At 73.2% G+C, this 21,032-nt stretch carries 15 protein-coding genes; 9 read left to right on the top strand and 6 right to left on the bottom strand.

All coding sequences use genetic code 11. The features are described from left to right. Positions 1 to 32: 32 nt before the first annotated feature. Positions 33 to 2,570: an ATP-dependent Clp protease ATP-binding subunit gene (locus AB0398_RS12180; RefSeq protein ID WP_366374166.1), complete on the bottom strand. Its 2,538-nt coding sequence runs from the start codon at positions 2,568 to 2,570 to the stop codon at positions 33 to 35. Between the two features lie 310 nt (positions 2,571 to 2,880). Here AB0398_RS12180 and AB0398_RS12175 point away from each other — a divergent pair, with 310 nt between their 5' ends. Beyond that, positions 2,881 to 4,158, top strand: coding sequence for a DUF3533 domain-containing protein (locus AB0398_RS12175; protein WP_366374164.1), 1,278 nt, complete (start codon positions 2,881 to 2,883; stop codon positions 4,156 to 4,158). Positions 4,159 to 4,176: 18 nt separating this feature from the next. Here the strand turns inward: AB0398_RS12175 and recQ are convergent, their stop codons facing one another. Continuing rightward, positions 4,177 to 6,201: a DNA helicase RecQ gene (recQ, locus tag AB0398_RS12170; RefSeq protein WP_366374162.1), complete on the bottom strand. Its 2,025-nt coding sequence runs from the start codon at positions 6,199 to 6,201 to the stop codon at positions 4,177 to 4,179. Positions 6,202 to 6,320: 119 nt separating this feature from the next. Next, positions 6,321 to 8,144, bottom strand: a complete 1,824-nt coding sequence (locus AB0398_RS12165) for an ABC transporter ATP-binding protein (RefSeq protein ID WP_366374161.1) — start codon at positions 8,142 to 8,144, stop codon at positions 6,321 to 6,323. Positions 8,145 to 8,328: 184 nt separating this feature from the next. On the opposite strand from AB0398_RS12165, the gene AB0398_RS12160 reads away from it, so the two are divergent. Continuing rightward, positions 8,329 to 8,580: an EF-hand domain-containing protein gene (locus tag AB0398_RS12160; RefSeq protein ID WP_366374160.1), complete on the top strand. Its 252-nt coding sequence runs from the start codon at positions 8,329 to 8,331 to the stop codon at positions 8,578 to 8,580. 87 nt (positions 8,581 to 8,667) lie between these two features. Here AB0398_RS12160 and AB0398_RS12155 read toward each other — a convergent pair whose 3' ends face one another. Further along, entirely contained in the window at positions 8,668 to 8,964 is a 297-nt protein-coding gene (locus AB0398_RS12155; protein WP_366374159.1) for a hypothetical protein, read from the bottom strand. Positions 8,965 to 9,134: 170 nt separating this feature from the next. Then, a complete protein-coding gene (locus AB0398_RS12150; protein ID WP_366374158.1) occupies positions 9,135 to 11,306 on the bottom strand; it encodes a hypothetical protein in 2,172 nt (723 codons plus the stop codon). 197 nt (positions 11,307 to 11,503) lie between these two features. On the opposite strand from AB0398_RS12150, the gene AB0398_RS12145 reads away from it, so the two are divergent. Then, the gene (locus AB0398_RS12145; protein ID WP_121833250.1) at positions 11,504 to 11,692 is read left to right on the top strand and encodes a CsbD family protein; all 189 of its coding nucleotides are present in this window, start codon (positions 11,504 to 11,506) and stop codon (positions 11,690 to 11,692) included. Positions 11,693 to 11,861: 169 nt separating this feature from the next. Here AB0398_RS12145 and AB0398_RS12140 read toward each other — a convergent pair whose 3' ends face one another. Further along, complete coding sequence (locus AB0398_RS12140; protein ID WP_366374157.1) at positions 11,862 to 12,662, bottom strand: polysaccharide deacetylase family protein; 801 nt, start codon at positions 12,660 to 12,662, stop codon at positions 11,862 to 11,864. Between the two features lie 484 nt (positions 12,663 to 13,146). Here AB0398_RS12140 and AB0398_RS12135 point away from each other — a divergent pair, with 484 nt between their 5' ends. From AB0398_RS12135 to AB0398_RS12110, 6 genes are all read left to right on the top strand, one after another. Next, a complete protein-coding gene (locus AB0398_RS12135; protein WP_366374156.1) occupies positions 13,147 to 13,677 on the top strand; it encodes a hypothetical protein in 531 nt (176 codons plus the stop codon). A 393-nt stretch (positions 13,678 to 14,070) separates the two neighbouring features. Further along, positions 14,071 to 16,197, top strand: coding sequence for a hypothetical protein (locus AB0398_RS12130; protein WP_366374155.1), 2,127 nt, complete (start codon positions 14,071 to 14,073; stop codon positions 16,195 to 16,197). A 108-nt stretch (positions 16,198 to 16,305) separates the two neighbouring features. After that, the gene (gene pelF, locus AB0398_RS12125; RefSeq protein WP_366374153.1) at positions 16,306 to 17,820 is read left to right on the top strand and encodes a GT4 family glycosyltransferase PelF; all 1,515 of its coding nucleotides are present in this window, start codon (positions 16,306 to 16,308) and stop codon (positions 17,818 to 17,820) included. Further along, positions 17,817 to 19,214: a hypothetical protein gene (locus AB0398_RS12120; RefSeq protein WP_366374152.1), complete on the top strand. Its 1,398-nt coding sequence runs from the start codon at positions 17,817 to 17,819 to the stop codon at positions 19,212 to 19,214. The genes pelF and AB0398_RS12120 overlap by 4 nt, the downstream gene beginning before the upstream one ends. A gap of 66 nt (positions 19,215 to 19,280) precedes the next feature. Continuing rightward, positions 19,281 to 20,282, top strand: coding sequence for a GDP-mannose 4,6-dehydratase (locus AB0398_RS12115; RefSeq protein ID WP_062751159.1), 1,002 nt, complete (start codon positions 19,281 to 19,283; stop codon positions 20,280 to 20,282). A 31-nt stretch (positions 20,283 to 20,313) separates the two neighbouring features. Then, positions 20,314 to 21,027, top strand: a complete 714-nt coding sequence (locus AB0398_RS12110) for a nucleotidyltransferase family protein (protein WP_366374151.1) — start codon at positions 20,314 to 20,316, stop codon at positions 21,025 to 21,027. Positions 21,028 to 21,032 lie beyond the last annotated feature (5 nt).

Raw genomic sequence — 21,032 nt, 5'->3', positions numbered from 1 at the left:
CACCGGGGCGGTGCGGGCGGTGTCCGGCGGCCCTACGCCGCTTCGGCGGGGCTCTCCGCGTCCTCGCGGTGCGCGCCGCCCCCGGCGTCGCCCTTGCGGACCGTGCAGTGGATCGAGTCGCCCACCACGTCGGCGACGATCGTGTCGCCGGGCTCGGCGTCGCCGCCGAGCAGCAGGGAGGCGACCCGGTTGTCGAGCTCCGTCTGGATGGTGCGGCGCAGCGGCCGGGCGCCGAACGCGGGCTGGTAGCCGTGGGCGACGAGGAGCTTCTTCGCCGCCTCGGTGACGTCCAGGGTCATGCCCTGCGCGTGGACGCGGTGCTTGCTGCGGTCCAGGAGGTGGTCGACGATCTCCGACAGGTCCTCCTCGGTGAGGCTGTGGAAGACGATGATGTCGTCGATGCGGTTGAGGAACTCGGGCAGGAAGCGCCCCCGCAGGTCCTCCATCAGCTGGTCCTTGAGCTCGGCCGCGTCGCCCCGGTGGTCGAGGATGCGGTGGGCGCCGATGTTGGACGTCATGATGACGACGCAGTGGCGGAAGTCGACCGTGCGGCCCTGCCCGTCGGTGAGGCGCCCGTCGTCGAGGATCTGGAGCAGGGTGTTGAAGACGTCCGGGTGGCCCTTCTCGATCTCGTCGAACAGCACCACGCTGTAGGGCTGGCGGCGGACCTTCTCGGTGAGCTGGCCGGCCTCCTCGTAGCCCACGTACCCGGGAGGCGCTCCGACGAGCCGGGCGACCGTGTGCTTCTCCTGGAACTCGCTCATGTCGAACCGGATCATCCGGTCCTCGTCGCCGAAGAGCAGGTCGGCGAGGGTCTTGGCGAGCTCGGTCTTGCCGACGCCGGTGGGTCCGAGGAAGAGGAAGGAGCCCACGGGCCGGTCGGGGTCGCCCATGCCGGCCCGGTTGCGGCGCACGGCCTCGGAGACCGCCGTGACCGCCTCGTCCTGGCCGACGATCCTGGCGTGCATCTCCTCCTCCAGCCTGAGGAGCTTCTCCTTCTCGCTGGCGGTGAGCTGGGAGACCGGGATGCCGGTGCGGCGGGAGACGATGTCGGCGATGTCGCCGGCGGTGACGGAGACGACGCCCTCGCGCCGCTCCTCGATGCCGGCGAGCTCGCCCTCGACCTCGGCGATCTGCCGCTTCAGGTCGGAGGCCTTCTCGAACTGCTCGCCCGCGACGGCCTGGTCCTTCTCGCGGCGCAGCTTGGCGAGCCTGTCCTCGCGGCTGACGACCTCGGTGGAGCGGCCGCCGCTGCGCAGCCGCACCCGGGCGCCGGCCTGGTCCATCAGGTCGATGGCCTTGTCGGGCAGGAAGCGGTCGCTGATGTAGCGGTCGGAGAGCTCGGCGGCGGCGGCGAGGGCGCCGTCGGCGAAGCGGACCTGGTGGTGGGCCTCGTAGGCATCCCGCAGCCCTTCGAGGATCTGCACGGTCTCCTCGACGGTCGGCTCGGGGATCAGGACGGGCTGGAAGCGGCGTTCGAGGGCGGCGTCCTTCTCGATGTGCTTGCGGTACTCGTCGATGGTGGTCGCGCCGACCACGTGCAGCTCGCCGCGGGCGAGGGCCGGCTTGAGCATGTTGCCGGCGTCCATCGAGCCCTCGCCGGTGGCTCCGGCGCCGACGACCGTGTGCAGCTCGTCGATGAAGAGGACGATGTCGCCCTGCGCCTTCTGGACGTCCTCGATGACCTTCTTCAGGCGCTCCTCGAACTGTCCGCGGTACTGGGCTCCGGCCACCATCCCGGAGAGGTCGAGGGAGACGACCCGCTTGTCCTTGAGGGTGTCGGGCACCTCGCCCGCCACGATGCGCTGGGCGAGGCCCTCGACGATGGCGGTCTTGCCGACGCCGGGCTCGCCGATGAGGACCGGGTTGTTCTTGGAGCGCCGGGAGAGGATCTCGATGGTCTGCTCGATCTCCTCGGCCCGTCCGACCACGGGGTCGAGCTTCCCGGCCTTCGCCTCCTCGGTGAGGTCCCGGCCGAACTCGTCGAGGGTGGTGGCCGGCTGCTTCGGGGCCGCCGGGGCGCCCTCGCCGCCGAAGGCCGCCTGGTCCGCGGCACCGCGCAGCTTCGAGACGTCCAGGTCCTCGGCGCGCAGGAAGCGGGAGGCGCCGGAGTCGGGGTCGCCGAGGAGGGCGCCGAGAATGTGCTCGGGGCCGATGTACGACACGCCGGAGGCCTGCGAGCGGGCGTGGGCGAGGGCGAGGGTGCGTTTGGCGGCCGGAGTGAGGCCGGGCTCCGAGGAGGGCTCGGCGGACTCCCGGGGCAGCACCTCGGCGATCCGGTTCGCGAGGGTGTCGGGGTCCACGCCGCCCTCGGCGAGCAGCCTGCGGGAGGGGCCGACCTGGGTGGCGGCCCACAGCAGGTGCTCGGTGTCGAGGTCGGACGTGCCGTCCTCGACCGCCTTGCGGGTGGCCAGGTTGAGCAGTTCGTGCGAGGACTCGGTGAGGAGCCTTCCGATCGGCACGCGTTGCACGGCCGGGGGCGAGGAGGCCGGCGACATGCCGAAGAACCGGTTCAGCATCTCGCTGAACGGATCGGAGGAACCGAAGGGGGAACCGAACGCCATCGACATGTCTGCTCCAGAGAAGCGCGGGGGGATCCCTCTCACCGAGCGGGGGAATCCCTCTCACTGAAACGCCATGTACACCGCTCCGCAAACGGAACGGACACGGGTCCGGGCCGGGTGAGGGCGGGGCTCGGGGCCGACGCGGGTGGGACTCGGAAGCTGGTGCGGGTGGGACTCCGGCACCAACGCAGAGGGGACCCGGTCCCTTTGCGGGCTGGACTCCACGCACGACCCGAACGAAACGTCCGACACGCCCGCCCCGCCCGTATCGTCCGTGTTCCCGGGTCCCGGGGGCCCCTCCGCCGACGATGGCTCCATGAGCTCCGCGATCCCCCCGCACCCCCACGGCCCGCAGGTCGGCGCGGCCGCGCTGATCCGGCGCCCCAAGCTGTGGCTGGTGCCGACCGTCCTGAGCGCCCTGGTCGCCCTGGTCCTCTCGCTCCTCTACATGGGGGGCATCCTCAGCCCGTCCGACAACCTGCACCGGCTGCCCATCGCCCTGGTTGACGAGGACCAGGGGCCGCCGCCGCCCGGGCAGCGGGAGAGCCTGGGGCGGCGGATCACCGACTCGGTCGCCGCGGCCGGTGCCTCGGACACCGGCGTCGACTGGCGCCGGATGGACCGCGCGGCGCTCCAGGACGCGCTGGAGTCCGGGAAGGTGTACGGCGCGCTGGTCGTCCCGGAGGACTTCACCGCGTCCGTCACGGCGCTGACCACGAACCGGGCGACGGCCCGGCCGAGGCTCGACGTGCTCACCAACCCCGGTGTCGGCAGCCTGGGTTCGTCCATCGCGTCCCAGATCGCGCAGACCGCCGCCCACCGGGCCTCCCTGGACATCGGCGAGCGGCTCGCGGCCCCGGCCACCGTCCCCACCGCGCGGCTGCTGCTCGCGGACCCCGTGGAGGTCGTCGTCGGCGTCGGCCATCCGATCGGCCGGCACAGCGGCCTGGGCCTCACCGCCTTCTACTACACCCTGCTGCTCGTCCTCGGCGGCTTCATCGGCGGGAACATGATCAGCAGCGGCGTGGACACCGCGCTCGGCTACGCGGACAGCGAGCTCGGCCCCTGGCACACCCGCCACGCGACCGTGCCCATCAGCCGCACCCAGACCCTGCTCCTGAAGATGCTCATGACGGCCGGCATCTCGGTCCTGACCACCACGCTCGTCATGGTGGCCACGGTGGCGATCCTCGGCATGGACGCCGACCACCTGCCGACGCTGTGGCTGTTCTCCTACTGCGCCACGGTCGCCGTCGGCCTGGGGGTCCAGGCCATCAACGCCGCCTTCGGCGGCATCGGCCAGCTCGTCTCCATGTTCGTCTTCATCGCCCTCGCCCTGCCCTCCTCCGGGGCGACCGTCCCGCTGGAGGCCACCCCGGGCTTCTACCGCTTCCTGGGCGTCTTCGAGCCGATGCACCAGCTCAGCGAGGGCGTCAGGGCCATCCTCTACTTCGACGCCCGCGCCGACGCCGGTCTCGCGCGCGGCTGGATCATGATCGCGGTCGGCGTGGTCGCGGCCCTGCTGTTCGGCTTCGCCATGACCCACTACTACGACCGCAGGGGGCTGCGCCGGCTCACCCCGCAGCCCGAGTGAGCCGCCCCCGCCGCTCCCCTACTCCTCCTCGTCCCACGGCGGTTCGAGCTCGTCGAAGTCGAAGGGCGGTTCGTCGTCGTACGGAGCGGCGGGCGCGGGCGCGGACCCGGACGCCCCGGCCCCCCGCGCGGGTGCCGCCGGGGCCGGGCCGGACGCGGCCGGGGCCGGGTCCTGCCCGGCCGACGGGGCCGTGGAGCCGGCCTCCGCCAGCGTCTCCAGGACGCCTTCGGCGTACTTGGTCAGCTTGGCCTCGCCGACGCCGCCGACGGTGCCCAGCTCCTCGACCGTGGCGGGGCGCAGGGTCGCGATCTCCCGCAGCGTCGCGTCGTGGAAGACGACGTACGCCGGGACGCCCTGCTCGCGGGCGGTCGCGGCCCGCCAGGCGCGGAGCGCCTCGAAGACCGGGACGGCCTCCGCCGGCAGGTCGACCGGCACGCGGGCGTCCTTGCCGGAGCGGCTCCCGGACTCCTTCCGGGCCGGGGCGGCCGCCTTCTCCTTGCGCATCTGGACGGTGCGGCGGCCGCCCAGGACCTCGCCGCTCTGCTCGGTGAGGACGAGCGTCCCGTAGTCCCCCTCGACCGCGATCAGCCCCTGGGCGAGGAGCTGGCGGACGATCCCGCGCCACTCGGCGGTGCCCAGGTCGGAGCCGACGCCGAACACCGAGAGGGCGTCGTGGTCGAACTGGATGACCTTGGCCGTCCGCTTGCCCTGGAGGATGTCGATGATCTGGCCGGCGCCGAACTTCTGGCGCCGCTCCTTGGCGAGCCGCCACACCGTGGACAGCAGCTTCTGCGCGGCGACCGTGCCGTCCCAGGACTCGGCCGGGGCCAGGCAGGTGTCGCAGTTGCCGCACGGCTCGCCCTTCTGCCCGAAGTACTCCAGGAGGCGGACCCGGCGGCAGTCGACGGTCTCGCAGAGCGCCAGCATGGCGTCCAGGTGCATGGCGAGGCCCCGGCGGTGCTGCTCGTCGCCCTCGGAGGAGTCGATGAGCTTGCGCTGCTGGACCACGTCCTGGAGGCCGTACGCCAGCCAGGCCGTGGCCGGCTCGCCGTCGCGGCCCGCGCGGCCGGTCTCCTGGTAGTAGCCCTCGACGGACTTCGGCAGGTCCAGGTGGGCCACGAACCGCACGTCCGGCTTGTCGATGCCCATGCCGAAGGCGATCGTCGCCACCACGACGACCCCGTCCTCGCGCAGGAAGCGGGCCTGGTTCGCGGCACGCGTGCGGGCGTCCATGCCGGCGTGGTACGGCACGGCGTCGACGCCCTGCTCGACCAGGAGCGCGGCGGTCTTCTCGACGGAGGACCGCGAGAGGCAGTAGACGACCCCGGCGTCCCCCGCGTGCTCGGTCCTGATCAGCTCCAGGAGCTGCTTGGACGGGTTGTTCTTGGGGACGATGCGGTACTGGATGTTCGGCCGGTCGAAGCCGGCGACGAAGTGCCGGGCGTCCTCCAGGCCCAGCCGCTTCGCGATCTCGGCGTGGGTGGCCTCGGTGGCCGTCGCCGTCAGCGCGATCCGCGGCACCTTCGGCCACCGCTCGTGCAGCATGGACAGGGCCAGGTAGTCGGGCCGGAAGTCGTGGCCCCACTGGGCGACGCAGTGCGCCTCGTCGATCGCGAAGAGCGACACCCGGCCCCGGTCCAGGAGCCGCTGCGTGCCCTCGGTCCGCAGCCGCTCGGGGGCCAGGTAGAGCAGGTCCAGCTCGTCCGCGAGGAACGCCTGCTCGACGGCCTGCCGCTCGTACGGGTCCTGCGTGGAGTTCAGGAACCCGGCCCGCACCCCGAGAGCCCGCAGCGCGTCCACCTGGTCCTGCATGAGCGCGATGAGGGGCGAGATCACGATGCCCGTGCCGTCCCTGACCAGGGCCGGGATCTGGTAGCAGAGGGACTTGCCGCCGCCGGTCGGCATCAGCACGAGCGCGTCGCCGCCGCCGACGACCTGCTCGATGATCTCCTGCTGCTCCCCCCGGAAGGAGCTGTAGCCGAAGACACGGTGGAGCACCCGGGCGGGCTCGGAGATCTCTGGGGAAGCGTCGGAGAGGACCATTCGTGAAGCGTATCCGCCTCCGCCGACACCCCGGTCCCGTCCGCCGCAACCTGTGGACAACCCGGTCGACCCGGCCTCCGGCAGCCTGTGGACAACCCGCCCGGGTCCCCCTCGACCCCTCACCGGCGCAGCTCGGCCCCCTCCCTGGTGTCGTCCAGGAAGCCGCCCGACTGGTGCTGCCACAGCTTGGCGTAGGCGCCGTCCGCGTCAAGGAGCGCCTGGTGTGTGCCCTGCTCCACGATCCGGCCCCGGTCCAGGACCACGAGCCGGTCCATCCCGGCCACCGTGCTCAGCCGGTGGGCGACGACGAGCGCGGTCCGCCCCTCCATGAGGCGCCACAGCGCCTCCTGGACGAGGAGCTCGCTCTCGGAGTCCAGGGCGCTGGTGGCCTCGTCGAGGAGGAGGACCGGGGCGTCGCGCAGGATCGCCCGGGCGAGGGCGACCCGCTGGCGCTGGCCCCCGGACAGCTTCACGCCCCGCTCGCCCACCATGGTGTCGAAGCCGTCGGGGAGCGCGTCGGTGAACTCCGTGACGTGCGCCGCCTCGGCCGCGCGCCGGATCTCGGCCTCGGTGGCGTCCGGCCGGGCGAAGGCGATGTTGTCCCGCAGGCTCCGGTGGAACATCGCCGGGTCCTGCGGCACGTAGGCGATCATGCTCCGCAGGTCGGCCTGGCGCAGCCGGCTGATGTCCTGCCCGCCGATGAGGATCCGGCCCCCGTCGACGTCCGCCATCCGCAGCAGCAGCCGGGTCAGGGTGCTCTTGCCGCCGCCGGACCTGCCGACGAACCCGACCTTCGCCCCGCCGGGCACGTCCAGGTCGAGCCCCTCGAAGAGGGGCTTCGCGCCCGCGTGGGCGAAGGCGACCTTCTCGAAGCGGACGCCGGCGCCCCGGGGCTCCAGCGGCTCCGGTTCCTCCGGGTCGAGCACGGTGGGCGGTTCGAGGAGCAGCTCGGTGAACTGCCCGGCCTCCGTCATCGCGCTCTCCAGGCGCCGGTAGATCTGGTTGAACTCGAACATGATCCGGGTCGCGTTGGAGTAGTAGGTGAAGGCCACGATGACGGCCTCCACGCCGTGCTCTCCCCCGCCGAGGGTGACGGCGAGGACGAGTCCGAGGACGTTCGTCAGGACGGACATCGGCGCGACGAGCGTGTCGATGCGCAGGTTGCCGTAGTCCCAGGACCTCAGGGTGAGCCTTCGCGACTCCGCGACGCGGGAGCGGTGCTCGGCGGCCTCCCGGTCCTCGGCGGCGAACGACCGGACCGTGTCCATGTTCATCAGGCTGTCGGCGACGTGCCCCGACACCCGGGCGACGGCCTGCTCGCGCCGGGCGACGAGCGCCTGGCGGCGGCGGATCAGCGGGGTGACGCACAGGCCGGTGAAGACGATCAGTGCCAGGAGGCCGACCACGAGCAGCGGGTCGTACTGCCAGAGCACCACCGAGGCGAAGATCAGCGGCACCAAGTTGCCCATGATCGAGAAGGTCAGCGTGTCGACGAACACCTCGAAGCGGGAGGCGAAGCCGAGGACCCGCTTGGTCAGCGATCCGGCGAAGTTGTCGTGGAAGAACGAGGAGTCCTTGGCGAACAGCTCGTCCATGCCGACGACGTAGAGCCGCTCGATGCCCCGGGCCTCCAGGCGGTGCAGGCAGTGCAGTCCGACGCGCCACAGCGTCTCGCCGGCCAGCAGCACGCCGGCGAACCCGAGGACGTACGGGAGGTGCGCCCCGACGCCGCCCGCGTCGGCGCCGTCCCCGGCGACCCGTCCGACGAGCTTGGCGACGACGAGCGGCGCGACGTAGAGGATGCCGATGTTGCCGAGCGCCGGCAGCAGCATGGCCGGCGCGGTCAGCCACCGCAGACGGAGCAGTTCCCGTCCGTAGTGGCGCAGGGCGAGGAGTACCGAACCCTCGGACGGTAATCCCTCGCGCGTTTCAGGTGATCCCATACCCAACCCCTTCCTGTCGTACCGAAGGTGAGGAACGGGAGTCTCCCGCGCAAACGCCTCCCCGGTCCACGTGTTTTCGGCGGCCCCCGGGGAGGCCGGGGCAACCTCCCGGGCCCCCGTCGCGTCCTTCCGCACAGGACCCGACGCCGACCGGCGGTCACCGACCCAGGAGCCAGGACACCCCATGAGCGACAAGGCCCGGACCCTCTTCGACGCGCTCGACCTCGACCGGGACGGCACCCTGACCCGTACCGAGGTCATCAACGCCCTGCGGTCCGAGGGCCCCACGCTGGCCGCGCGGGGCGTGATCCCCTTCTGGGGCGTGGGGACCGACGACGACTCCTCGGCCCTGTTCGACGAGGCCGACATGAACGGGGACCGCGTGCTGTCCTTCGAGGAGTTCGCGACGCTGGTGAACCGGCGTTTCGGCTGGTGAGCCCCGGGCGGCCCGGACGCGCGAACGGCACCGCGCGGGTGGCGCGGTGCCGTGGCAAAGGCCGGTGACGGCCCGGGGACGGACGGGTCAGACGGAGACCGCGGGGAGCACCCCGGTGACCGGGGCCGCCAGGTCGGTGAGCTGGTGGAGCTGCTGGAGGTCGTGGATCCGGTTCAGCCCGCCGAGCTGCTCGGAGAGGCCGGGGAGCTGGGCGGCCTGCTCCTCGGGGAGACCGGTCGCGGCCAGGGAGTCGAGCTCCGTGACCGGGTTGATCGGCGGGCCGAGCGGGCCGGCGGCGGGGGCGGCGCTCGCCGCGGACGCGCCCAGGCACGTGAAGGCGGCGGCGACGGCGAGGACGGAGGAGATGCGTCGTGCTGAGGTCATGCCCCGACCAACGCAACCGGACCGCCGGCGGACACGGCCGGCCCCGTTCCCACCGCCCGAACGGGGGCCCGCCGCGAGAGAAGCGAAGGGGCGAGGAAAGCGAAGAGACTATTTTCATGGAAGGTGAGAAGGAAGCCTCTTCATGGCCTCGCCCGGGACGACCGTAGCAGTCAGGCGGGGATCAGGTCGCGCAGATTTTCCGGAGTGAAGACGCGCGAGCCCGGGGGCAGGCCGGCGGGGCGGTCCAGACCGATGTACGTGACGGGGCCGTCCGGCACCGCCGTGCCGTCCCACGCGGCCGGCGCCGGGGCGTCGTCCGCCATCAGGCCCACGAGGTGGCGGACCGTCAGCGGGGTGCGGGCCAGCAGTCCCCTGAGCAGGACCGCGACCGACACCCGGTTCTCCTCGACGCGGTTCGCCGACGGGCTGCCCTTGAGGTACAGGTGCAGCCAGCGCGCGTGCCAGCGGCCGTCGTCGTCCCGTTCGAACGCGAGCGGCAGCGCGACCCGGCCGGGGCCGCGCAGGTCCGACCTCATGCGGACCGTGCGCGGCTCGAAGGGGCGCCCCTTCTGTTCGGCGTCGCGGAGCATGAAGCCGAAGAACGACTCCTCGACCTCCTCGAAGCCCTCGCCGGAGTAGATGTTCACCTGCGGGACGACGTACGTGCCGCGCACGGCGCCGAGCCGCAGGTCGATGAACTCCGAGGCGCCCTGGGGAGCGTCGGTGATGTCACCCGAATGGGCGCCCTCGACCGCGGTGAGGGCGGTGTACGAGAGCCAGGTGACGGTCCGGTGGTCGGCGTCCAGGACGAGGGCCGACAGGTCGTAGTCGGTGCTCCGGCCCGTCTGCTTCCAGTAGGTGAAGAAGCGCAGCAGGTCGCCCTCCACCGGCGAGACGGAGCCGCGCGGCAGGACGCCGAGGCCGTCGGCGGTCGCCCTGCCGCTGAGCGGGAGCGCCACGTCCAGGACGGCGGGGTCGACGAACAGGCGGCCGGGGGCGGGGAGCCGGCGCCGGGTCTCGGCGTCGAGGGCGGCGCACAGGCGTTCGCGCGCGGCGTCCGGCAGCGGGGGCCTGGTGTCGGCGGTGACCCAGGCGCCGCCGAGCCGGTTGACGAAGACCCGGCGCTCCCCGTCCTCGCCCGTCCGGTTGCGGAGGTGCTCGCGGAGGGAGAGGACGACGCGGCCGGAGACCTGCGGGAGGGCCCGCTCGCACGCGGTGACGACGGCGTCCAGCTCCTCGGGGCCGTCGGCCGCGCGGAGCAGTCGGTCGAGGGCGCGCAGGAGCCGGCCGGGGGCCGAGGCCAGCAGTTCGACCGCGCCGGTGACGTCGTTCCGGCCGAGCAGTTCCTCCACGCGGCTGTCGAAGGACGGGGCCGCCCGCTCGCCCCGGGCGACGGCGAAGACCTCGGCGGCGTGCGGCCACCGCGGGTACTCGTGCGGGTGCAGCCGCTCGCCCAGGCGCTTCCAGGCCTCGCGGTGCGCGGAGACGTCGGCGAGCTTGACGGGGCTCGCGGCGACGACGGCGTCGAGGCCGCCGAGCAGGGCGCGGCGGACCGGCCGGGACAGGGCGCGGAAGCGGGTCGGTTCCCGCAGGGCGACGTCGCCGTCGGCGAGCGCGCACGCCAGGCGGAGCACGTCGGTGACGGTGTCCAGGAGCGGGTCGGCACCGGCCGCGAGCCGGGCCCGGTTGACGACGGCGCGGATCTCCCGGACCGGGATCTCCTCGGGCTGGGGCCCGTCGGCGCGGTGGGCGGCGAGGACGGCGAGGTCGCGCAGGTGGTCGTCGCCGAGCGGGGTGGTGCTTCCGGCCAGGTCCAGGTAGAGGGCGGTGGCCTCGTCGTCGAGCGGGCGGCCGGGGTGCAGCACGGTCACGCGGTCGCCGGCCGAGGCGATCAGCTCGTCGTGGGCGGCGAGCATCTCCTCGTAGGTGTGCCGGTAGGTGCCGTAGGACGGGAGGTCGAGCAGGTTCAGGACGCCGGTGCGCAGCCGTTCGGTCACGCTCTTCCGCGCGGAGGGGTCGGCGAGGGCCTCGGTGACGCACCGCGCCCAGAACTCGTGGGTGTCGGGCACGCCGGCCGGGAAGTCCACGAAGCAGACGTTGTGCCGGACGTGGTCGCCGACCAGTTCCCGGACGGTCTCCAGGGTGCGGACGGCGGTCGTGAGGACCGTCTCCCGCGCGAGGCCGGAGAGGGCGTCGAACAGGTCGGCCGAGAGCTTGAACCCCGCCGTCGCCAGGGCGGCGTCGAGCTGCCGGACCGCTCCGGCGCCGTCTCCGGCGGGGCCGGCCGGGACGGGGACGCGGCGGGTGTGGCGGACGACCAGACGTTCGAGGGCGTGATCCATCCGGGCATGCTGCCAGCCTTCCGCACGCACGTGCATGCGGTTTTCTCTCCGGGGCGGAGGGTCCACGTGCGGATCTCGTCCGATGCCGGAGGGCCCGTCCGGCGGGATCGGAATCGGATGGTTGACGAGCGGGATCCGGGGAACCCGCCTAACGTGACCGAAGTACCCCAGTCGACCAGAAAAGGGGCGTATCAGTCATGGGTGAGAGCCACATGGACAAGGCCAAGGGCAAGCTCAAGGAGGCGGCCGGCAAGGCGACCGGCAACGAGCGCCTGAAGAGCGAGGGCAAGGCCGACCAGATGAAGGGCCAGGCCCGCGAGGTCGGCGAGAAGGCCCAGGGGAAGGTCGAGGGTGTCCGCGACTCCCTGAAGCGCGACGACTCCTAGGCTCGCACCTCCGAGACGCTCGGGCCGTCGTACCGCGCTCTGGAGGGCGGCCCGTACGGCGGAAGGACCGCCCGGCACCGGCCGGGCGGTCCTCCTCGCGTTTCCGGAGGCCTCGGGTACGGACCCCGGAGCCGTCCGCACGCGCCTCGGAGCGCCGTCCGTACCGGCCTCAGGGAGTCGTCCGTACGGGGAAGCTGAAGGTGCGCCCCTGCCCCTTGAGCCACGGCAGCACCTGTCGCAGGGCCGCGACGGTCTGGGCGCGGTCGCCGCCGCCGTCGTGGAAGAGGATGGTCGGCCCGTTGGACAGCTCGGTCTTGACCGTGTTCACGATCGAGGCCGTGCCGGGCAGCTCGAAGTCCTTGGTGTCCACGTTCCAGCCGAGCGGCCGCATGCCCGCCTCCGCGGCGATCCGCCGGCTGTCCGGCGTGAAGGCCCCGCCGGGCGCCCGGTAGTACTCGACCTTCGCTCCCCCGGCCGCGTCCTCGATCATCTTCTTCGCGTCCAGGATCTGCTGCTTCTGGTACGCGACGGACTTCCGGTCCATCGCGGTGTCGTGGGAGATGGTGTGGTCGCAGAGCCGGTGCCCCTCCGCGACGACCCTCCTGACCAGGTCGGGGTGGCGCTTCGCCTCGGGCCCCACCATGCAGAACACGGCCTTGACGCCGTGCTCCTTCAGGATCTCCAGCATCGGGGGCGTCCAGCGCGGGTCGGGCCCGTCGTCGATGGTGATGTTGACCGCCCTGCCGCCCGCCTCGGCGTCGTGCGCGATGCTCTCGGGCATCTTCTTGGGCGGCGCCTGGGCCGGGCTCCCGGCTTCCCCGGCCGGCGACCGCACGGCCGTCGGCCGCCCGCTCCCGGCGTCGGCCTCCGCCTCCGTCTGCGTGACCGCACTGGCCGCCCACACCGCCAGGCTGAGTCCGACCGCGGAGGCGACCACCGCTATGTGCGCCGCGTACTTGTTCCGCCCCATGGAATCGACCACTCCCCGTTGTTCCAGGTCCTTCTCCCGCGTGAGAGGACGGTGCGGACGACGAGAAGGTTTCATCCGGGCGCCGGGACGTTCGCCGCCGCCGGGAGGCGTACGTCACCTCGGGCGCACGCGTCCCACCACGTGAGGAGCGCGCCCGACGGCGGGGCAGGACGGCGGCGGGGCCGAAAGTCGGCCCTCTGGCCGGGAGTGCGCGGTGTCCGGCCGGTGCGGCGGACGCGCCGGGCGCGCGGACCTGTTGCGTACGCGCCAATGGTGTAGCCCACACTGCGGGGAGCCGCCGGAGGCGGGGCCGGCCGGCGGCGGGGGGCCGCACCCGTCGCGGCGTGCGCGGATGCGGCCGGCGGACGCCCGTCACGCTTTCCTTCCAGCTCCTTCACGGGAAGCGCACTTTCGGCCGCCGGCCGCCCGGACCGCCCGCGCGGGGGCAGACGCCGGGCCGCGCCCGTCCCTAGCCTCCCGAGCCATGCGATCCCACCTCACGAGACGCCTCGGTCTCACCGCCGTCCTCGCCCTCTTCCTCGCCGTGTTCGGCCTGGCCCCGACCGCGAACGCGTCCGCGTCGCTGGCCTCCGCCGAGCTGTCCTTCAGCACGGACGCCGCCACGACCACCCCCGGCGGCACGGTGAACCTGTCCATGACGCTGAAGAACAACCACTCCTACGACGTCTGGTTCGTCTACCAGACGATCGACCCGACCTGGCTCACCACCCAGCGCCCGGACCTGAAGTACTCGTTCACCGGCTGTTCGCTGGTCGGCCCCGGCGGCAGCACCCCCTGCGCCGGCACCGGCCCCGCCAACCTCGGCGCCAACTACGGAGCCACCGTCCCGCCCGGCCAGAGCAGGACCGTGACCCTGACGCTCCAGGTCGCCGCCGACTCCGGCTGCAACGGCAACATCGGCTTCTACTCCTACTTCTACGCCGAGTTCAGCGACAGCTCCAGCGTCAGCGGCGGTCCGGTCTACACGCCCGAGACCCGCGTCCTCTGCGCCTGACGATCTCCGGCCGGGCGGGGCAGCGCGTCCGGAAACAGACCCTCGCCCCGTCCGGCCCACCGGTCTACACCAATGGCAGCCGCCCCGGCGGCCCCACGATCCGCCGACGCCCCGGCCACCGCTCCCACCTGGGCATCGAACCCCGGGTGCGGAGGGCGGCCGGGGCCCGGACCGGGCTCCGGTCCGATCGTCACACCGGAATCACCGCCCCGGACGCCCGCGTTTTTTCGTCACCTTTCGCGGCGGGACCACGAAAGCTCCACAGATACCTCACCATTTGACGCGACGGATGCGTGGACGACCGGCCTTCGAGGGGGATGCCGGCGCCCACGAGGGGGTGCGTCCGCTCCTCGGAGCCGTACTCACCCCTGCTCCGGGAGGGGACACCACCGCATGAAGCGGCTCATAGGCACCACCCTGTTCACCACGGGCGCGCTCGTCGCCGCCCTCGCCCTGCCGGGCACGTCGGCGCAGGCGGCCGGGACGGATCCGCGCATCGACCTGAGGGTCCTCGTCGTGACCGACGGCGGGCCGGCCACCGACGCCATCGCCGCCGAACTGGACGCCGCGGGAACGCCGTACACGGAGATCGACCTCACCCGTGCCGACCGTCCCGTCATCGACGCCGCCTACCTCGCGGACAGCGTCGGCGGCCGGAACCGGGCCAAGTTCCAGGCCGTCGTCCTGCCGAACGACAACCCGTTCCCGGCCGGCTCCGCGGAGATGACCGCGCTCGCGGACTACGAGCGGACCTACGACATCCCGCAGGTCGACGCGTACACCTACGCCCGGCCCGAGGTCGGCCTCCAGTACGCGGTCTACGGCGGGTACGCGGGAAGCCTCGACGGGGTGCGGGCGCAGACGACCCCGGCCGGGCTCTCGGGCCCGTTCGACTACCTCGAAGGGGCCGTGCCGTTCGAGGACAACTCGCCCTCCGTGGGCGAGAGCTACGCCTATCTGTCGACGCCGACGGCGGGTGCCGACTTCACCCCGTACGTCGAGGCGGCGATACCCGGGACGACCAAGCGCGGGTCCCTGGTCGGCGAGTACCGGCACGACGGGCGCCGCGAACTGGTCGTCACGTTCGTCTACAACCAGTACCAGCAGCAGTTCCGCCTCCTCGCCCGGGGCATCGTGGAGTGGATGACCGGCGGGACGCACCTGGGCGCCTCCCGGAACTACTTCGCCGTCCACGTCGACGACGTGTTCGCGGCCGACGACCGCTGGAACTCCACGCTCAACTGCACGCCCGGCGACGTGGACTGCACCGACCCGAACGCGGTGCCGGACCCGATCCGGATGACGGCCGCCGACGTGGACCACGCCGCCTCCTGGCAGACCTCGCGCGGCTTCACCCTGGACATGGCCTACAACGCCGCCGGCACCGTCGACTTCCGCGCGGACAACAACGGCGCGGACCCGCTGGCCGACCGGTTCGTCGCCAAGCGGAACGACTTCCGCTGGATCAACCACACCTACACCCACGCCTTCCTCGGCTGCGAGCAGAACACCAGCGTGGTGCCGTGGCAGTGCGCCACGAACCCCAACGGCTCGATCAAGTGGGTCTCCCGGCAGAACGTCTCCGACGAGATCGCCCTCAACCGCGTCTGGGGCCAGCTCAACGGCCTCCCGCTGCAGAACGACGAGCTGGTCACCGGCGAGCACTCCGGACTGCGCGTCCTGCCCCAGCAGAACGCCGACAACCCGAACCTGGGACCGGCCCTCGGCGACAACGGCATCGGCTGGCTGGCCTCGGACAACTCCCGCGAGCCCGGACAGCGCCAGGTCGGAACGGCCACGACGGTCCCCCGCTACCCGATGAACGTCTTCTACAACGCGGGCCGGGCGGCCGAACAGGTCGACGAGTACAACTGGATCTACACCAGCCGCGCGCAGGGCGGCAGCGGGATCTGCGAGGACAACCCGGCCACCACCACCTGCCTGGCCGCCCCGCTCGACCCCGCCACCGGCTACGCGGACCACATCGTGCCCCTGGAGCGGCAGATCGCCCTGGGCCACGTCCTGGCCAACGATCCCAAGCCGCACTTCATCCACCAGTCGAACCTGGCCGAGGACCGCATCGCCTACCCGGTCCTGGACGGCGTCCTCGACGCCTACGACGCGCTGTTCGCCCCGAGCACCCCGGTGGTGAACCTGCGGATGAAGGACATCGGACGGGAGCTCCAGCGGCGCTCCGCCTGGCGCACGGCCGTGCAGAACGGCCAGGTCACGGCGTACCGCGTCGGCGCCACGGTGACCGTCGAGGGCCCGAGCGGCACGACGGTCCCGGTGACCGTGCCCGAGGGCACCCTGCGGTCCGGCTCCGCCTTCGGCGAGGCGTACGCGGGCGGGCGCTCCGGCTGGACGTCCCTCGCGGGCGCGCCGCTGTCCCTGGCGCTGCCCTCCGCCCCGGCCGTCGACGCGGGCGGCTCCGCCCCGGCCGCGGTCCCGGCCCCGGCGCCCGCCGCCCTGGTCCCCGAGGGCGTGGCCGAGCCCGTCTCCCCCGGCACGGGCGGCTGACCGCCGTACCACCCGGCGCTGATCCCGTACGGGCAGCGAGGTCCCGGCCGTCCACCGGCGGCCGGGACCGGCACGACCACTCCCACCACGGCCGTGGAGCACACACCTATGCACGTTCACCGCGGCGAGCGGCGCTCCGGCGCCCCGCGCGTCACCCTCCTGACCGAAGGCACCTACCCGCACAGCCACGGGGGCGTCAGCGTCTGGTGCGACCAGCTCGTCACCGGCATGCCGGACGTCGACTTCGACGTCCTCGCCGTCACCGGCTCCGGCCGCGAACCGCTCGCCTGGGACCTGCCGGCCCACGTCTCCCACGTCCTGTCCGTGCCCATGTGGGGCCCGGCGCCGGAGGGCCGGCCACCCCGGGGCAGGGCGGGCAGGCGGCTCGCCGACGCCTACGAGAAGTTCGTGACGGCGCTGCTCGACCCGGGCGCCGAGGCCGGTTTCGGCCCCGCCCTGTACGTCCTCGCGCACGCCGCGGGGGACGGACAGCTCAGCCCGTTCCTGCGGAGCGACGCGGCGATCTCGGTCCTCACCTCCGTGTGGCGGCGGCCGGGGCTCGCCGTGCGGGAGGCCCGGCCGACCCTGCACGACGCGATCACCGCCACGGCCCTGCTCGAACACGCGCTGCGGCCGCTGTCCGCGCCGCCGCCCTCGGAGGGCGTCGCGCACGCCGTCAGCGGCGGGGTGGCCGCCCTGCCGGGCCTCGCGGCCCTGGAACGGAACGGGGTGCCGCTGCTGCTCACCGAGCACGGCGTCTACCTGCGCGAGCGCTACCTCGGCTACCGCACCGCCCCCTACCGCTGGCCGGTGAAGGCCGTGGTCCTGGGCTTCTTCCGGCTGCTCGCGGAGGAGAGCTACCGCAAGGCGGCCCTGATCACCCCGGGCAACCGCTACAACCGGCTGTGGGAGGAGGAGGGCGGCGCCGCCCCCGAGTCCATCCGCACCGTCTACAACGGCGTCGACCCCGCCGCCTTCCCGCCCGCCGGGCCCGAGCCGGACGCCCCCACCCTGAGCTGGGCCGGGCGCGTGGACCCGATCAAGGACCTGGAGACGCTGATCCGTTCCCTCGCCCTGGTACGGGAGCGGATGCCCGAGGTGCGGCTGCGGCTCTTCGGCGGCACGCCCCGGGGCGGCGAGGCCTACCGGGAGCGCTGCGAGGCCCTGGCGGCCGGGCTCGGCCACGCGGACGCCGTGACCTTCGAGGGGCGCGTCGACGACATCAAGGACGCCTACGCGGCCGGCAACGTCGTGATGCTGTCCAGCATCAGCGAGGGCTTCCCGTTCACCCTGATCGAGGCGATGTCGTGCGGGCGGGCGACCGTCTCCACCGACGTCGGGGGCGTGCGGGAGGCCGTCGGCGACACCGGTCTCGTGGTGCCGCCGCGCGACCCGGCCGCGATGGCGGAGGCCGCCCTGACCCTCCTCGGCGATCCCGTCCGGCGCCGGGCGATGGGCGAGGCGGCCCGGCTGCGGGTGATCGAGCGGTTCACCCTCCGGCAGACCGTCGACACCTTCCGCGCGATCTACCACGAACTGGCCGCCGGTGGGCGGCGGTCGGAGCCGGCCCGGATCGTCCTGCCCGTCCCGGCGGTCAGCCGCACGGGGAGCCTCGCCGGATGAGCGGGCCGATCTCCCTCGAACCCGGCGGGGCCGAGCAGGACACGCTCGCCATCCGCCTGGCCGTGCCGCGTCCCCGCCGGTTCCTGGACGACGCCACGCTCGCGATCCGGCTCCCCTCCAAGGGCCCCGACGAGGAGGCGGTCAGCGCGCTCGCCGCCGAGCTCGCCGACCGCATCGGTCCGGCCGTCCACCCCTACGAGGTGGCCGCGCTCCTGGAGGCGGACGGCCTGTCCGCCGTCGTGATCAAGGAGCGGTACGGCCACCCCACCCTGTTCTCGCTCGCGGCGGCGCTGTACGAGCGGGTACCCCGGGCGTTCCCCGAGCCGGCCGCGCCCCCGGACCCGTGGCGGCCCGACACCGTGCGGTGCCTGCTGCGCGGCCTCCTGTTCGCGCTCCCGGCCCTGGCGTACCTGCTCACCGGACCGCTGTGGCGGATCGACGAGCACGCCCCCGTCCTGGTCACGGCGGGCGTCGTCTCCTGGGCGTGGGGGCAGGCGCTCGGGCACCGGGCGCACCTGCGGCTCACCACGGGCCGGCGGGAGGCGTCGCGCACGCTGCTGGCCGGTTCCGTGCTGGGGGCGTGCGTGGCCACGGGCCTCGCCGCGATCCCCGCCGGGGGCGGTCCCGCCACCGTGGCGGCGGCGGCCCAGTCGCTGTACCTGGCGGCTGCGGGCGTCCTGCTCGTGCTCGGCCGGGAGCGGCTGCTGCTCGCCGCGCTCAGCCCGCTGATCGCCGGTGCGGCCGTACTGCCCTGGTGGGAGCCCGGCACCCTGCTGCGGCTCACCTTCCCGCTGCTCGCGCTGCTCGCCACGCTGGCCGTTGCCCTGCGGGTGCTGGCCTCCGGCCTCGCCGTCCCGGCGGCCGAGGGCCCGCGCCCCCGGCTGCACGGCTCCGTGCCGTACGGCCTGTTCGGGCTCGCGGCGGCGGTGCTCGTGATGCTGGAGGGCCGGCGGGACCCGTACGCGGTCATCGTCCTGACGCTGAGCATGGGCCCGGCGGAGTGGCTGCTCTACCGCTACCGGGGCTGGTCGGTCGCCGCGCTGCGCGCCAGCGCGACGCCCCGGGCGTTCCTGCTCCGCTCGTCCGGCGTCCTCGCCCTCTGCCTCCTCTGCTACCTGCCGCTCCTGCTGGTCCCGGCGCTGTTCCTGGGCTCCGGCCCGGCCGCGCTGCTGTCCCTCGCGGCGTTGCTGTGGACCGCCCTCCTGCTCCAGGCGTTCGGCGTGGCCTGGCCGCCCGCGGTGGTCTGCCTGGCGACGGCCGCGGGCGCCGCGGTCGTCACCGTGGCGGGGCCGCCCGGCGGGTCCGCCGTGCTGTCGTCGATCTGCGCCGCGGCCGCGGTCTGTCTGGCGGCCTGTGTCGTCGCCCTCCTGGGCCGGCCGTCCCCGCACGTCTGACCGGACCGCCCGCCCACCGCTCCTCATGCCCGTCACCGTGCTGTTCCCGTCGAAAGGACCGAAGAGTTGACCTCCGCACCGCTCGCCGCCGTCACCGGAGCCGAAGGGTTCATCGGCTCGCACCTCACGGAGGCGCTCGTCGCCTCCGGCCACCGGGTCAGGGCCATGGCCCAGTACAACTCGTTCTCCTCGTACGGCTGGCTGGAGACCCTCTCCCCCGACGTCCTGGACCAGGTGGAGATCGTGCTCGGCGACGTCCGCGACCCGGGCTCGGTGCGCGGTCTCCTGGAGGGCGCGGACTGCGCGTACCACCTCGCCGCGCTCATCGCGATCCCGTACTCCTACCAGGCGCCGCACAGTTACGTGGACACCAACGTGACCGGCACCCTCAACGTCCTCGAAGCCGTGCGCGCCCTGGGGACGCCCCGCCTGGTGCACACCTCGACCAGCGAGACGTACGGCACGGCGCAGACGGTCCCGATCACCGAGGACCACCCCATCAACACCCAGTCGCCGTACGCCGCGTCGAAGGCGGGCGGCGACCGGCTCGCGGACAGCTACCACGCCAGCTTCGGCACCCCCGTGGTGACGCTCCGCCCGTTCAACACCTTCGGCCCCCGGCAGTCGATGCGGGCCGTGATCCCCACCGTCATCGGCCAGGTGGCGGCCGGGGAGCGCACCCTGACCCTCGGGGACCTGCGCCCCACCCGGGACTTCACCTACGTGAAGGACACCGCGCGGGCGTTCCTCGCCGTGGGCACGGCCCCGGCGGAGGACGTCGTGGGCCGCACCCTCAACGCGGGCACGGGCGGGGAGATCTCCGTCGGCGACCTGGTCGCGCTGATCGGCAAGGTGATGGACACCCCGCTCGACGTCCGCGAGGACCCGGCGCGGCTGCGTCCCGCCGACTCCGAGGTGATGCGGCTGGTCGCGGACGCCTCCCGGCTGACCGCGGCGACCGGCTGGCAGCCGGACCACTCCCTGGAGGAGGGCCTCGCGCGGACCGCCGAATGGTTCACCGACCCCGCGAACCTGGCCCGCTACAAGACCGGCATCTACAACATCTGACCCGTCCGGCACGTCCCGCAGGAGGTATGCCATGCACGCTGTGATCCTGGCCGGTGGAAAGGGCGTCCGGCTGCGGCCGTACACCACCGCGCTGCCCAAGCCGCTCGTCCCCATCGGCGACCAGCACGCGATCCTGGAGATCGTGCTCCGCCAGCTCTCCCAGGCCGGCTTCACCCACTGCACCCTCGCCATCGGGCACCTCGGCGAGATCATCCGCGCCTACGTGGGCGACGGTTCGCAGTGGGGCCTGAGCATCGACTACGCCACCGAGGAGAACCCGCTCGGCACCATGGGCCCGCTGCTCAACCTGCGCGACCGGCTGCCGGAGCACTTCCTCGTCATGAACGGCGACGTGCTCACCGACCTCGACTACGCCGACGTGCTGAACCGGCACGAGACGTCGGGCGCGCCGCTGACCATCGCCACGTACGCCCGCAAGGTGCACATCGACTTCGGGGTGCTGACCACCGACGACAGCCGGGTGGTGGCCTTCACCGAGAAGCCCAGCATCGACTACCGGGTGTCCATGGGGGTCTACGGCGTCTCCCGGAAGACCCTCGACGCCTACACCCCGGGGCTCCCCCTCGGCTTCGACGAGCTGGTCCTCGACCTGCTCGCCGCCGAGACGCCCCCGCACGCCTACGACTTCGACGGCTACTGGCTGGACATCGGCCGTCCCGACGACTACGACCGGGCCAACGCGGAGTTCACCAGCCGCAAGTCCCTCCTGCTCAAGGGAGCCTGAACAGC

The organism is Streptomyces sp. NPDC086147 (assembly GCF_040702165.1).
Lineage (GTDB): Bacteria > Actinomycetota > Actinomycetes > Streptomycetales > Streptomycetaceae > Streptomyces.
Note: the sequence above shows the minus strand (reverse complement) of the source record. Positions and strands in the feature narration are given on the sequence as shown.

Coding starts and splice junctions, on each gene's coding strand:
- AB0398_RS12135 (WP_366374156.1), top strand. CDS start 13,147: ATGCGATCCCACCTCACGAGACGCCTCGGTCTCACCGCCGTCCTCGCC.
- AB0398_RS12130 (WP_366374155.1), top strand. CDS start 14,071: ATGAAGCGGCTCATAGGCACCACCCTGTTCACCACGGGCGCGCTCGTC.
- AB0398_RS12155 (WP_366374159.1), bottom strand. CDS start 8,964: ATGACCTCAGCACGACGCATCTCCTCCGTCCTCGCCGTCGCCGCCGCC.
- AB0398_RS12110 (WP_366374151.1), top strand. CDS start 20,314: ATGCACGCTGTGATCCTGGCCGGTGGAAAGGGCGTCCGGCTGCGGCCG.
- pelF (WP_366374153.1), top strand. CDS start 16,306: ATGCACGTTCACCGCGGCGAGCGGCGCTCCGGCGCCCCGCGCGTCACC.
- recQ (WP_366374162.1), bottom strand. CDS start 6,201: ATGGTCCTCTCCGACGCTTCCCCAGAGATCTCCGAGCCCGCCCGGGTG.
- AB0398_RS12175 (WP_366374164.1), top strand. CDS start 2,881: ATGAGCTCCGCGATCCCCCCGCACCCCCACGGCCCGCAGGTCGGCGCG.
- AB0398_RS12120 (WP_366374152.1), top strand. CDS start 17,817: ATGAGCGGGCCGATCTCCCTCGAACCCGGCGGGGCCGAGCAGGACACG.
- AB0398_RS12150 (WP_366374158.1), bottom strand. CDS start 11,306: ATGGATCACGCCCTCGAACGTCTGGTCGTCCGCCACACCCGCCGCGTC.
- AB0398_RS12160 (WP_366374160.1), top strand. CDS start 8,329: ATGAGCGACAAGGCCCGGACCCTCTTCGACGCGCTCGACCTCGACCGG.
- AB0398_RS12145 (WP_121833250.1), top strand. CDS start 11,504: ATGGGTGAGAGCCACATGGACAAGGCCAAGGGCAAGCTCAAGGAGGCG.
- AB0398_RS12165 (WP_366374161.1), bottom strand. CDS start 8,144: ATGGGATCACCTGAAACGCGCGAGGGATTACCGTCCGAGGGTTCGGTA.
- AB0398_RS12180 (WP_366374166.1), bottom strand. CDS start 2,570: ATGTCGATGGCGTTCGGTTCCCCCTTCGGTTCCTCCGATCCGTTCAGC.
- AB0398_RS12140 (WP_366374157.1), bottom strand. CDS start 12,662: ATGGGGCGGAACAAGTACGCGGCGCACATAGCGGTGGTCGCCTCCGCG.